The following is a 12,142-nucleotide window of genomic DNA, read 5'->3' as shown; positions in this document are numbered from 1 at the left end:
GGAGGCGTCACGGGTTCGGGTTCGTCGCCCTGCCGTCGAGCCAGAGCGTCTCGGTGGCGTCGCTGTGGGTGCCGCCGGTGCCGACGTGCTTGGTGCTGATCTGCGGGCCCTTCGTGATGACGTGCACCAGCGCCATCGCGTGGCCCTGGCCGAGTCCGTAGTCCTCCTTCAGCCACGCCACGATCGGCGTCGCCTTGGTGTGCTCCTCGAAGCCGCGCTCGTGCGCCAGCTCGATGAACTGGCGCGGGGTGAGTCCGGTCTTCGCCTCGATGTTGTCGAGGTAGGCCTGGAATGACATGCGGTTCCTTCCGTCATCGTGCGGGGTGGGCGGTCAACGCTCCTCGGGGTCGGCGCCGCGCGCCGCGCGGCCCCCGTCGACCGGGATCACGGCGCCGGTGATGAAGCCCGCGGCATCCGAGAGCAGGAACGCGACGGTTCGAGCGACGTCGGCGGTGTCGCCCGGGCGACCCAGGGGATGGAGCTGCCGCACCTGGGTCTCGAACGCGGCGCGACTCGTGATGTCGAGGTCGGCGAGGTGGCGGGCGTAGCGCTCGGTGACGATGGAGCCGAGTGCGACGCAGTTGCAGCGGATGCCGCGGCTGCCGTAGTCGACGGCGATCGCCCGCGTCAGCCCCTCGATGGCGGCCTTCGCCGTGGCGTACGGCAGCGCGCCGCGGACGGCCCGCTGCGCCTGGTGCGAGGACACGTTGACGATGGCTCCCGGCACGTCGGACCGGAGGAACTCGCCGATCGCGGCGGCCGCCCCGGCGAGGACCGGCCGCAGGTTCGACGCCACGAGCTCCATGGTCGCCGAGCCTCCTGCCTCGTGCAGCCACGCGTCGCGGAACACCGCCGCGTTGTTGACCCAACCGCGCAGCTCGCCGAGCGAGCGGGCGCGCTCGAGTGCGACCTCGAGCACGGCGGGATCGCCGGCGTCGCCGACGATCGACACGCCCGCGGCATCCGCGAGCCAATCGGCCGGGCGAACATCGACGACGACCACGGCCGACCGGTCAGCGAGGAGCACCTCGGCGATCCGCCGGCCGATTCCGCCTGCGGCGCCGGTGACCACGTGGACGCGCTGCTGCACCGCCATGTCGTCATGGTAGGACCCACGCCGGACGGCGGCATCCGCAAATCGACGTGCCCGCCGAATTCACGGCCCGCTGGTGCGGTGGGAACCCGGATTCCCTAGGCTGAACGCACGATCGGGCGTGTCGCCGCCCATCCGCTACTCGCACCGGGAGGGGGCCGCGAGTGAACTGGTTCTACGAGACGCCCATCTGGATCACCATGCCGCTGTTCGTCGGCGGCTTCGTGCTCGCGTCGTGCCTGGTCGTCGTGGCACTGCGTCCCGTGGTCCGCAAGATGGTCACGAGCCCGGCGGAGTGGGACCGCGCCCTCGCCCACGTGATCGGCACGTTCGGCGTGTTCTTCGGCATCCTGCTCGCCCTCGTGGCCGTGTCGGTGTACGAGAACTTCGCCGACACCCGCACGAACACGCTCGAGGAGGCCGCACAGCTCACGGCCCTGTACCGCGGCACGACCGCGCTGCCGCAGCAGGACGGCGAACCCATCCGCGTGGGCATCGCCGAGTACCTGCACACGGTCGTGGACGAGGATTTCGCCTCGCAGCGGCGCGGCCTCCTTCCCGAGGAGAGCGCCGTGCTGGTGGACGACATCGAGCGGATGCTGCACGCCTACGAACCGGTGACTCCCGCGGAGCAGGCGGAGTACATCCAGCTGCTCGCGACGTTCGACGACTTCGTCGAGGCCCGGCGCGACCGCATCGACGCGGTCACGCTCGAACTGCCTCCGCTGTTCTGGCTGGTGATCTGGGTCGGGGCAGCGGTGAACGCCGTGCTCATCGCGTTCATCTACGTGAAGAGCCTGCGCCTGCACCTGCTGATCGCCGGCCTGCTCTCGCTGTTCATCGGCCTGGTGATGTTCGCCACCGCCGACATGGACCATCCGTACCAGGGGTCCATCTCCGTCGGACCCGGAGCGTACGAGCGGGTGATCCAGCAGACGATCGTTCGCCTCGGCGACGAGTAGGGGCGCGGCGGTCGGGCGCGACCGTCTGCCGCGCCGCGAGTCGGCCTCGCCGCTCGCCCTATCGTCTGGGGCGTCCTGGCTCAACCCCCTGCCGGATGCTCGGGCGCCCGCGCAGGCTGGAGGCGAGACCATCGAGAGAGGGGAACCTGATGAGCCAGGTCACCGACACCATCGACGTGGATGCACCGATCAGCCGGGTCTACAACCTGTGGACGCAGTTCGAATCCTTCCCCGCCTTCATGCACGGGGTCGAGCGGATCGATCAGCTGTCGCCCACCGAGCTGCACTGGAAGGTCAAGGTCGGCGGCGTCGAGCGCGAGTTCGATGCCACGATCACGGAGCAGAAGCCCGACGAGCGCGTCGCGTGGCGCAGCACGCGAGGCGAGGAGCACGCCGGCGTCGTGACGTTCCACCAGCTGAGCCCCGATCAGACGCGCATCGCCGTGCAGCTCGACTGGAAGCCGGAGGGCTTCGTCGAGAAGGCGGGCGCGGTGCTGCAGGTCGACGACCTGCAGATCAAGGCCGACCTCCGTCGGTTCAAGGAGCTCGCCGAGGAGGGCGGCGGATCCGCCCACGGATGGCGCGGCGAGGTCGACCGCTCGCCCGACGCGACCGGAGGCTGAGGCGAAGGGGCGGATGCATCCGTCGCCTCGACCCCGCCGGCTCACGGCGTGATCGAGTCGACGAACGCGTAGGCCTCCTCGGCGACGGAGCGCCAGCGTTCGGCGCCCTCGTCGAAGGGCACCGCCGCCCACTCGCGCATCGGGCTGCCGCGCATCACCATGTTGTCGAGCCCGAGTCGCTCGATGCGTTCGCCGGGCAGCTTCACCACGAGCCGGCCGTCGCTCGAGACGAAGGCGAACAGCTTGCCGCGCACCGAGTAGCCCTCGGAACCGAACATGCGGCCCACGCCGACATCGGGCCGTTCGGTGAGGCTGCTGGTCACCTCGGCCAGTCGCTCCCGCCCGCGCGTACGTTCGTCCATGCGTCGACGCTACGCCCGCCCCCCGACATCGGAAGGGGCCGGCGTCTCGGGGCGGGGCGAACGGCGAACGCCCGGTCGCACGCGGAGCGTGCGCCGGGCGTCCTGAGTCGTCGGCCGCCTAGTCCTCGACCGGCACGATCAGCCCACCCCAGGTCTCGAGCAGGTAGTCCTTGGTGCGCTGGTCCTTGAGCAGGCCGTACAGCGCCTCGATGCGAGGGTCGTCCTCGAGGTCGGGTCGCGTGGCGAGCACGTTGTAGTACGTGCTGTCGGTGCCCTCGACGAGGATCGCCTGGTCCTCCGTGAGGCCGGCGGGAAGCGCGAACGAGGCCGTCACGAACACGGCGTCGTTGTCGGGCAGCGCCAGCGCGAGGCTCGCGTTCTCGACCTCGGTGAACTGCAGGTTCAGCGGGTTGTCGGTGATGCCGTCGAGGTTGGTCGCGCCGTCCTCGATCTCGATGACGCCCTCGGCCGCCAGGAGGCCGAGCGCCCGGCCCTCGTTCGTCGGGTCGTTCGGGATCGCGACGGAGTCGCCCTCGGCGAGGTCGTCGACGCTCTGGAGGCTCTCGCTGTAGAACGCCGCGGCGGGCAGGTAGATCTCGCCGATCGAGACGAGGTCGCCACCGGCCTGCTCGTTGTACGTCTCGAGGAACGTGGAGTTCTGGAACAGGTTCGCGTCGGTCGAGCCGTCGGTGAGCGCCGGGTTCGGCGTGTTGTAGTCGGTGAACTCGACGTACTCGATGTCGAGCCCGGCCTCCTCGGCGAGGTTCTCGTCGACCCAGTCCAACAGGTCGCCGGCTGGCACGGGGAGCGCGCCGACCTTGATCGTGCCGAGGCTCTCGCCGTCGGCGGCGGCATCCGTGGCGGCGGTGGAGGTGCCGCCGGCGCAGGCGGCGAGGCCGGCGGTGAGGGCGGCGATGGCAGCGATCGAGAGTCCGCGACGGACGAGCGTGCGGGTCTTCATGGTGACTCCTCTGTGATGGGGTTGGGATGCGGTGCGGTGCGGATGCCGCGGTGCGGATGCCGCGGCGCGGCGGCGGTCTCAGATGACGCGTTCGGCTTCGTCGATCTCCCGGGCATGAGCCCGACTGCGTCCGCTGGAATGGTCGACACGGCGCGCGAGGCCGTTCGCCCCCGCCTGCACCAGTTGCACGATCGCGAACAGGATGACGATGACCGCGACGATGTGCACCCAGCTGTAGCGCTGGAGGCCGTAGGTGAGTGCGACGTTTCCGAGGCCGCCGCCGCCGACCACGCCGACCATCGCCGAGAAGTTGATGATCGACGTGATCGTCGTCGCCGTTCCGAGCACGATCGAGGGCGCCGCCTGCGGCAGGATGACCCGGCGCACGAGCAGCCAGCGTGAGGCGCCGAGGGACTCGGCCGCCTCGAACAGGCCGCCGTCGACCTCCTTCACGGCGATCTCGACCACACGGGCGAAGAACGGGATCGCGACGATCGTGAGCGGCACGATCGCCGGCCCCGTGCCGACGAACGACCCGACGAGGAATCGCGTGAAGGGGATCAGCGCGATCATGAGCACGATGAACGGCACCGATCGGCCGAGGTTGACCACGAAGCCGAGCACCCGGTTCACGGCGGTGCCGAAGGCGCGCGAGCCGAACGGCGCCTCCAGGAACCGGCCGCGCTCGGTGCCGACGAGCACGATGCCGAGGGGCAGGCCGATGAGGATCGTGAAGACGAGTGCCACGCTCGTCATCCACAGCGTCTCGAGGGTGCCCTTGAGCAGCACGCCGCCGAGGTCGCTCCAGAAGTCGGGTGAGGTGATGTCGATCACGGTCGGCTCACCACCTCGACGCCGACGCCCTGCTCACCGAGGAAGCGCGCGGCGCGCTCGACGACGCCCGGCTCTCCCGGGATCGCGAGCCGGGTGCGCCCGGCCTGCTCGCCCGCGATCGTCTCGATCGTGGCGCCGAGGATGGACACGTCGATCCCGAGGTCGCGCGCCAGCATGGCGATGGTGGGCCGCTCCGCCTCACCGCCGGCGAACGTGAGGTCGAGCACCCCGTATCCCGGGAGCTCCGGCGCCTCGCCGAGCGGGAACAGGTCGTGCGCGAGTCGGCTGCCCTTCGTGCGCACGAGGTCGAGCAGCGGACCCTGCTCGACCACGCGACCCTGTTCCAGCAGCGCCGCGCTGTCGCACACCTGCTTCACGACGTCCATCTCGTGCGTGATGAGCAGCACCGTGAGGCCGAGGTCTCGCGAGAGTCGGCGGATGAGGGCCAGGATCTGCCGGGTGGTGTCGGGGTCGAGGGCGCTGGTCGCCTCATCGGAGAGCAGGACGTCGGGCTTCGACGCGAGCGCCCGGGCGATGCCGACCCGCTGGCGCTGCCCGCCCGAGAGCTCGCCCGGGTAGGCGTCGGCGCGGTGCGCGAGCCCCACGAGGTCGAGCATCTCGAGGGCCTCGTCGCGCTTCGCCGAGCGGGGTCGGCCGACCGCCTCGAGGGCGAACTCGATGTTCTCGACGGCGGTGCGATTGCTGACGAGGTTGAAGTGCTGGAACACCATGCCGATGCGGTGGCGCGCCTCGAGCAGCCGGCGGCCCTGCAGTGCGGTGACCTCGACGCCGTCGACGGTCACGGTGCCGGAATCGGGTCGCTCGAGCGCGTTGACCGTGCGCAGCAGTGTGGACTTGCCCGCGCCCGACTGGCCGACCACGCCGAAGACCTCGCCGCGTCGCACGTGGATCGACACGTCGTCGAGGGCGCGCACGGCACCGTCGAACGTGCGGGTGACGCGGTCGATCGTGATCATGGAGGCCTTCCGAGGGGGCTGCGAGCGACGCGCTCCCTCGGGCGCCGGAGTCCCATTCGATCCCATGCCCCGCGCAACCGCGAGTCGCATGACGAAGGATGACGCTTACCCGCGTCGAGCAGCAGCCGTTTCGGCGGCCCCCGCTCCGGCCGGATGCCCCGTCGGCGTGTCGGCGTGTCAGGCGTCGGTGTCGCCGGGCTCGACGGCGCGACTCCGCCGACCCCGGCCGACCGACCAACCCAGGATCGCCATCTTCAGCGCGAGGAGGAACCCGCCGAACGTGAGCGGCGTGAGCTTCCGGTCGGGCTCGACGAGGGAGTCGCGCCACACCTTCTCGACGGGGTAGCCGATCGCCATGACCGCGCCGAGCACCCCGAGGAGGCGCGCGAAGAACTTCGGCGGACGCGGGTGCACGATGAGGACGATGCTCGCGATGCCCTGGAGGATGAGCATGGGGGTCGGTGCCGAGAGGGCCGTGCCGTCGGTCCAGTGGCGCTGCTGGAGCTCCTTCTTCGACCGCTTTTCGGCGAACGGCACGTCGGCGACGCGCCCCTCGCGGAGCGACTTCTTCAACCCGGCGACCCCGAGGAGCAGTTGCACGAACGACACCAATCCGAGGATCCGCATGGCGTCATGGTGGCACGCGGCCGGAGAGGCGGCAAGGGCGGGGTGCCGACGGCTCAGCCCCGGGCGGCGACGGCCAGGCGCACGTCCTCGTCGATGAGGTCGGCGTTGATCGCGATGCCCGCCTGCGACCCCGAAGCCATGGCCCACGGGACGGACGACTTCGCCGAGACGACGTTGCCGGCGGCGTACAACCCGCGCACGCTCGTCCGTCCGTCGTCGTCGACGAGCACCCAGTCGACGCCCGAGTGGCGCATCGTCCGTGCGCGAAGGTCGCGAAGCACCGCATTCCTCGGGGCCGGCCGGGACGCCACGAACACGACGTCGGCCGGGTTCGCGGTGCCGTCGGCGAGCCGGATGCCGCGAACCGCGCCGCCCTCGGCGTCGACCCCGGCGACCTCGCGTTCCTCGATGGCGATGCCGCGGGCCTCGAGTTCCGTTCGCGCACGGTCGGGGAGGGTCGCGCCGTTCGTGTGGAAGACGACCTCCGTCGTGAGCTGGCGCATCAGCTGCGCCTGGAAGGTGTCGAGCGTCGCGGCGGCGATCACCGCGACGCGCCGGTCCCGGACCTCCCAGCCGTCGCAGTACGGGCAGAGCACGACCCCGCGCCCGAACTGCTCGGCGAGGCCCGGAATGTCAGGCAGCTCGTCGACGAGTCCGGTGGCGACGAGCATCCGCCGCGCGGTGTGCCGCTCGCCGGAGTCGAGCACGACCTCGAAGCCGGGTTCATCGCCATCCACGAGCGCCGCCGACGCCACGGCACCGGACTCGACGGCGACGTCATAGCGGGTGAGCTCGGCACGTCCGGCCGCGAGCAGGTCGAGCGGCGGGGTGTGATCGCGTCCGAGGACGCCGTGCATGTGCGCGGCGACCGCGTTGCGCGGGTGGTCGTCGTCGATGACCAGCGCCCGGCGGCGCGATCGGCCGAGGATGAGCGCGGCGCTGAGTCCCGCGCTCCCACCGCCGACGACGATGACGTCCCACTCGGTGCGCGGCGTGGTCATGTCGCCTCATTCCTGTCATCGGGGCCCGGCATCGGACAGCGCGCCACGAGACCGGCGCTCGCGCATGCTAGCACCGGGACGCCGGGCCACGCACGCGTCGGGATCCGCTCGCGCGAGCACCGCCGGCGCCTGTCCGCTCGTGCCCCACGCACCGTCCGCGCGACGGCTCGGTGGTACGCGACGGCTCAGTGGTAGCGGCCGCTGTAGGCGTTGATGGCGGGCTGGCCGCCGAGGTGGGCGTAGAGCACGTTCGAGTCGCGCGGGATCTCACCGCTCGACACGAGGTCGATGAGGCCGGCCATCGACTTGCCCTCGTAGACGGGGTCGAGGATGACGCCCTCGAGGCGACCGGTGAGGCGCATCGCCTCGTCGGTGGATTCGACCGGGATGCCGTACCGGTCGCCCGCCCAGCCCTCGAGCACGGTGATCTCGTCGTCGCGCAGCTCGCGTCCCAGCTCGATCAGCGAGGCCGTGTTGCGGGCGATGCGGCCGACCTGGTCGCGGGTCTCGTCGAGCTTCGCCGAGGCGTCGATGCCGAGCACGCGGCGCGGGCGGCCGCCGAAGTTGTGGTCGAGGTCGGCGAAGCCCGCGATCATGCCGGCGTGCGTCGAACCCGTGACCGAGCACACGACGATCGTGTCGAAGAACACGCCGAGTTCGCGCTCCTGAGCCGCGACCTCGTGCGCCCAGTTGGCGAAGCCGAGACCGCCCAGCCGGTGGTCGGATGCCCCGGCGGGGATCGCGTAGGGCGTGCCGCCGGCCTCCTCGACGTCCGAGATCGCCTGCCGCCACGACTCCTTGAATCCGATGCCGAACCCGGCGGGGGAGAGCCGCACGTCCGCGCCCATGAGCCTCGACAGGAGGATGTTGCCGACGCGGTCGTTCACGGCATCCGGCCAGTCGACCCAGTGCTCCTGCACGAGCACGGCCTTCATGCCCAGGTGCGCGGCGACGGCGGCGACCTGTCGCGTGTGGTTGGACTGCACGCCGCCGATGGAGACGAGCGTGTCCGCGCCCTTCGCGAGGGCGTCGGGCACGAGGTACTCGAGCTTGCGGGTCTTGTTGCCGCCGAAGGCGAGGCCGCTGTTCACGTCCTCCCGCTTCATCCAGACGCGGGCGCCGCCCAGGTGGGCGCTCAGCCGATCGACCGGATGGATCGGGCTCGGCCCGAACGTCAACCGATGGCGGGGGAAGTCGGCGAGTGCCATGGTGCTGCTCCTCAGGTGGGGGTACGTGACGGCCGCTGCGCGGGTGCCCGCGGCTCGAGCGGAGTCTGCGGCATGCAATATATTGCAGTGGAATCACGGCGCCCTGTCAAGGCGGCCCGGGACGTGCGTACCTACGCCAGCGGCCTGGCGCCCGGACCGCGCACCACGGCGACCTCCGCCGTGTCCCGCTCGACTCCGTCGGCGTCGACGAACGCGAGCCGCAGGGGAGTGCCGGAGTCGCGGTCGGCGTAGAGCGCCGCGGGACCGAAGCCGCTGGGCCGGTACTCGTCGCCCCAGGCGCTCATCGCCGCGAGCACCGGGAGCAGGGCGCGTCCGGCATCGGTGAGCACGTACTCCTCGCGCTCGCGCTCGCCGTCCTCGCGGTAGGGACGGCGCTCGAGGATGCCGGCGTCGACGAGCCGGCCGAGGCGATCGGTGAGCACGTCGGGCGCGACGCCCAGGCGCGCGCGGAACTCGGCGAACCGGGTGCGACCCCACGTCGCCTCGCGCACGATGAGCAACGACCACTTCTGCCCGAGCACCTCGAGGCTCCGGGCGATCGAGCATCGCTCCGCGCCGGCGTCCACTGCAGCTTCCACGCCTCCATCCTAGCAACTGAGTAGGAAAAACGGATTCAGCATGCTAACTTGGTTAATCCAACTCAGGTGATCGGGAGGCGGCACCATGGCATTGTCGGAGCGCGCAGGATTCTGGACCGCGGCATCCGTCGCCGGACTCGCACTGTGGGCGAGCGGGGCGCCCACGGTCGTCTACCCCCTGTATGCCGAGGAGTGGCAGCTGCAGCCCTCGGCGACCACGGCGATCTTCGCGATCTACCCGCTCGTGCTCGTGCCGGTGCTCATCGTCTTCGGCAACCTGTCCGACGTGATCGGGCGGCGCGCCGTCATCCTCATGGGCCTCGGCGCCCTCACCGCGGGCTCCATCGCATTCGGCCTCGCCCCCGACCTCACGTGGGTGTTCATCGGCCGGGCCCTCATGGGCGTCGGCGTCGGGCTGTCGCTGAGCCCCGCGACGGCCGCGATGGTCGAGTTGGGCGGACGAGACGGCGCCCGCCGCGCGAGCTCGGCGACGACGGCGGCCACCGCGACGGGACTCGCGCTCGCGACGATCGTCGGGGGAGCCCTCGTGCAGTACGCGCCGGCCCCGCTGCACCTGAGCTTCTGGGTGCTCACCGCGGTCACGGCGATCGTGGGCGGGTTCGCGTTCCTCCTGCCCCGCCACACCCGCGACGCGGCCGCCGCTCCGTGGCGACCGCGACGGCCCCGGATGCCCCGTGAGGAACGTGCCGCCTTCGCGGCGGGCACGCTCGGCATCTCGGCGGCCTACGCGATGGGAGCGATCTTCCTCGCGCTCGGCGCGCAGATCGCCCGCGACCTGGTGCGCAGCGACAACGCCTTCCTGGACGGCGCGATCATCGCGCTCTCCGCCGTGACGATCGGCGCGGTCGCGGTGTTCGCGCGCCCGCTTCGCCCTCGTGCGGCCGTCACGCTGGGGCCGGTGCTCGCCGTCGTCGGGCTCGGCCTGCTCATCGTCGCGGGTCTCGACCACTCGCTTCCCGCGTTCATCGCGTCATCGCTCGTGGCGGGCGCCGGATACAGCCTCATGTTCTCCGGCGGCCTCGGCCTCGTCACGTCGAGCGCACCCGCCCACCACCGCGCCGCCGTGATCTCGGCCGCCTACGTCGTGGGCTACCTCGTGCAGGCGGTCGCCGCGCTCGCGCTCGGGGTGCTCGCCACGACGTCCGGCCTGCAGTTCGCGCTCGAGCTCGGGGCGCCCGTCATCCTGCTCCTCGGCGTCGCCGCGCTCGTGGTGGCGAACACGGCACGGCGGCGCGTGCCGGTCGCCGCCGCCTAGGACCGACGGTCGCCGGCGGCGGCGCCGAGGACGCCGAGGGCGACGGGCCGTTTTCGGCGGCGGGTGGCAGACTGGCCCCGTGCTGCTCGACGAGCTCGTGACCACGGCCGACGCCGTCGCCTCGACGCGATCGCGGCTGGCCAAGGTCGATGCGCTCGCCGACCTGCTGCGCCGGCTCGATCCCGACGAGATCGCCCCGGCCGTCGGATTCCTCGTCGGCAAGCCGCGACAGGGGCGCGTGGGCGTCGGCTGGCGCGGCATGTCCGCCGCGATGGGGGAGCCGGCGGCACAGCCGACGCTCTCGGTCGCCGACCTCGACGAGTTGCTCGATCGGCTCGCCACCACCTCCGGTTCGGGATCGGCGGGCGAGCGCGCCGCCGCGCTGCGCGAGCTCACGTCGCGCGCCACCGAGCGGGAGCAGGGCTTCGTCAGCCGTGCCCTCCTCGGTGACATGCGCACCGGGGCGCTCGAGGGCGTGCTGACCGACGCGATCGCACGGGCCGCCGACCGGCCGGGCGACGTGGTGCGCCGCGCGGCGATGCTCTCGGGCGACCTCGGCGAGACGGCGCGGCTCGCGCTCACGGGCACCGCGGCCGAGCTCGACGACGTCGGGCTCGTGGTCGGTCGGCCGGTGCTGCCGATGCTCGCCGCCACCGCCCCGACCGCGGCCGACGCGATCGCGACGACGGGCGAGGCATCCGTCGAATACAAGCTCGACGGTGCACGCATCCAGGTGCACCGCGCCGGCGACGACGTCCGGGTGTTCACGCGCAACCTCGCCGACATCACCCATCGCCTGCCCGAGGTCGTCGAGGTGGTGCGGCGGATGCCGGTGCGCGACGTGATCCTCGACGGCGAGACGCTCTCACTCGATGAAGACGGCGCGCCGAGGCCGTTCCAGGAGACGATGTCGCGGTTCGGCGCCGAGGCGGCGCGCGAGACCCTGCTGCATCCGTGGTTCTTCGACGTGCTGCACGTCGACGGGCGCGACCTGCTCGACGAACCGCTGTCGACCCGCATGCGCGAGCTCGAGCGCATCGCCGGCGAGCATCGCATCCCTGGCGAGGTCACGGACGATCCCGAGGTCGCCGAGCGCGTCTCGCACGACGCGCTCGCCGCCGGCCAGGAGGGCGTCGTCGTCAAGGCGATCGGCTCGCCCTACGCGGCCGGCCGCCGCGGCTCCAGCTGGATCAAGGTCAAGCCCGTGCACACCTACGACCTCGTCGTGCTCGCGTGCGAGTGGGGCTCCGGCCGCCGTGAGGGCTGGCTGTCGAACCTGCACCTCGGAGCGCTCGATCCCGCCGGCGAGTTCGGCGAGCCGGGCGACTACGTCATGGTCGGCAAGACGTTCAAGGGCCTCACCGACCGACTGCTGAAGTGGCAGACCGAGTACTTCCAGCAGATCGAGGTGCGGCGCACCGCGAACACCGTGTGGGTCGCGCCGACGACCGTGGTCGAGATCGCGATCGACGGCGTGCAGCGCTCGACGCGGTACCCGGGCGGCATCGCGCTGCGGTTCGCGCGGGTCAAGCGCTATCGCGACGACAAGCGTCCCGAAGACGCCGACACCATCCAGACGCTGCGCGCGCTGCTGCGCGGGTGACGCGAGCGGGGGCGCT

13 protein-coding genes and 1 pseudogene are annotated in these 12,142 nt (G+C 71.7%); 4 read left to right on the top strand and 10 right to left on the bottom strand.

What is annotated here, in order from left to right:
- Positions 1-7: 7 nt before the first annotated feature.
- Positions 8-298, bottom strand: a complete 291-nt coding sequence (locus EV187_RS03355; RefSeq protein WP_130351589.1) for a DUF4287 domain-containing protein — start codon at positions 296-298, stop codon at positions 8-10.
- Positions 299-331: 33 nt separating this feature from the next.
- Positions 332-1,096 (bottom strand): SDR family NAD(P)-dependent oxidoreductase, encoded by a 765-nt coding sequence (locus EV187_RS03350; protein WP_130351588.1) that lies wholly within the window; start codon positions 1,094-1,096, stop codon positions 332-334.
- Between the two features lie 161 nt (positions 1,097-1,257).
- Between EV187_RS03350 and EV187_RS03345 the strand changes: the two genes are divergently transcribed.
- Complete coding sequence (locus tag EV187_RS03345) at positions 1,258-2,055, top strand: bestrophin-like domain (protein WP_130351587.1); 798 nt, start codon at positions 1,258-1,260, stop codon at positions 2,053-2,055.
- Between the two features lie 149 nt (positions 2,056-2,204).
- A complete protein-coding gene (locus tag EV187_RS03340; RefSeq protein ID WP_130351586.1) occupies positions 2,205-2,678 on the top strand; it encodes an SRPBCC family protein in 474 nt (157 codons plus the stop codon).
- 41 nt (positions 2,679-2,719) lie between these two features.
- Here EV187_RS03340 and EV187_RS03335 read toward each other — a convergent pair whose 3' ends face one another.
- The 8 genes and pseudogenes from EV187_RS03335 to EV187_RS03300 form a co-directional block, all read right to left on the bottom strand.
- Positions 2,720-3,040, bottom strand: coding sequence for a TfoX/Sxy family protein (locus tag EV187_RS03335; protein ID WP_242609411.1), 321 nt, complete (start codon positions 3,038-3,040; stop codon positions 2,720-2,722).
- Positions 3,041-3,158: 118 nt separating this feature from the next.
- On the bottom strand, positions 3,159-4,001 hold the full coding sequence (locus EV187_RS03330) for a MetQ/NlpA family ABC transporter substrate-binding protein (protein ID WP_130351585.1): 843 nt from the start codon (positions 3,999-4,001) through the stop codon (positions 3,159-3,161).
- 78 nt (positions 4,002-4,079) lie between these two features.
- On the bottom strand, positions 4,080-4,835 hold the full coding sequence (locus EV187_RS03325) for a methionine ABC transporter permease (protein ID WP_242609410.1): 756 nt from the start codon (positions 4,833-4,835) through the stop codon (positions 4,080-4,082).
- Positions 4,832-5,812 carry a methionine ABC transporter ATP-binding protein gene (locus EV187_RS03320; protein ID WP_130351584.1) on the bottom strand — a complete coding sequence of 327 codons (981 nt, stop codon included), beginning with the start codon at positions 5,810-5,812 and terminating at the stop codon, positions 4,832-4,834. Before EV187_RS03320 ends, EV187_RS03325 begins: the two co-directional genes overlap by 4 nt.
- Positions 5,813-5,989: 177 nt before the next feature.
- Positions 5,990-6,439 carry a hypothetical protein gene (locus EV187_RS03315; protein WP_130351583.1) on the bottom strand — a complete coding sequence of 150 codons (450 nt, stop codon included), beginning with the start codon at positions 6,437-6,439 and terminating at the stop codon, positions 5,990-5,992.
- 53 nt (positions 6,440-6,492) lie between these two features.
- Positions 6,493-7,440 carry an NAD(P)/FAD-dependent oxidoreductase gene (locus EV187_RS03310; RefSeq protein ID WP_130351582.1) on the bottom strand — a complete coding sequence of 316 codons (948 nt, stop codon included), beginning with the start codon at positions 7,438-7,440 and terminating at the stop codon, positions 6,493-6,495.
- Between the two features lie 185 nt (positions 7,441-7,625).
- The gene (locus tag EV187_RS03305; RefSeq protein WP_130351581.1) at positions 7,626-8,648 is read right to left on the bottom strand and encodes a 1-aminocyclopropane-1-carboxylate deaminase; all 1,023 of its coding nucleotides are present in this window, start codon (positions 8,646-8,648) and stop codon (positions 7,626-7,628) included.
- A gap of 131 nt (positions 8,649-8,779) precedes the next feature.
- A pseudogene (locus tag EV187_RS03300) lies at positions 8,780-9,178 on the bottom strand (winged helix-turn-helix transcriptional regulator); the annotation flags it as partial.
- A gap of 154 nt (positions 9,179-9,332) precedes the next feature.
- Here EV187_RS03300 and EV187_RS03295 point away from each other — a divergent pair.
- Both EV187_RS03295 and EV187_RS03290 read left to right on the top strand, forming a co-directional pair.
- On the top strand, positions 9,333-10,523 hold the full coding sequence (locus tag EV187_RS03295) for an MFS transporter (protein ID WP_130351580.1): 1,191 nt from the start codon (positions 9,333-9,335) through the stop codon (positions 10,521-10,523).
- A 79-nt stretch (positions 10,524-10,602) separates the two neighbouring features.
- Positions 10,603-12,126, top strand: coding sequence for an ATP-dependent DNA ligase (locus EV187_RS03290; protein ID WP_130351579.1), 1,524 nt, complete (start codon positions 10,603-10,605; stop codon positions 12,124-12,126).
- Positions 12,127-12,142 lie beyond the last annotated feature (16 nt).

It is taken from the genome of Agromyces ramosus (assembly GCF_004216665.1).
In the GTDB taxonomy this organism is placed as follows: Bacteria; Actinomycetota; Actinomycetes; order Actinomycetales; family Microbacteriaceae; genus Agromyces; species Agromyces ramosus.
Note: the sequence above shows the minus strand (reverse complement) of the source record. Positions and strands in the feature narration are given on the sequence as shown.

Coding starts and splice junctions, on each gene's coding strand:
- EV187_RS03315 (WP_130351583.1), bottom strand. CDS start 6,439: ATGCGGATCCTCGGATTGGTGTCGTTCGTGCAACTGCTCCTCGGGGTC.
- EV187_RS03295 (WP_130351580.1), top strand. CDS start 9,333: ATGGCATTGTCGGAGCGCGCAGGATTCTGGACCGCGGCATCCGTCGCC.
- EV187_RS03305 (WP_130351581.1), bottom strand. CDS start 8,648: ATGGCACTCGCCGACTTCCCCCGCCATCGGTTGACGTTCGGGCCGAGC.
- EV187_RS03335 (WP_242609411.1), bottom strand. CDS start 3,040: ATGGACGAACGTACGCGCGGGCGGGAGCGACTGGCCGAGGTGACCAGC.
- EV187_RS03355 (WP_130351589.1), bottom strand. CDS start 298: ATGTCATTCCAGGCCTACCTCGACAACATCGAGGCGAAGACCGGACTC.
- EV187_RS03330 (WP_130351585.1), bottom strand. CDS start 4,001: ATGAAGACCCGCACGCTCGTCCGTCGCGGACTCTCGATCGCTGCCATC.
- EV187_RS03350 (WP_130351588.1), bottom strand. CDS start 1,096: ATGGCGGTGCAGCAGCGCGTCCACGTGGTCACCGGCGCCGCAGGCGGA.
- EV187_RS03320 (WP_130351584.1), bottom strand. CDS start 5,812: ATGATCACGATCGACCGCGTCACCCGCACGTTCGACGGTGCCGTGCGC.
- EV187_RS03340 (WP_130351586.1), top strand. CDS start 2,205: ATGAGCCAGGTCACCGACACCATCGACGTGGATGCACCGATCAGCCGG.
- EV187_RS03310 (WP_130351582.1), bottom strand. CDS start 7,440: ATGACCACGCCGCGCACCGAGTGGGACGTCATCGTCGTCGGCGGTGGG.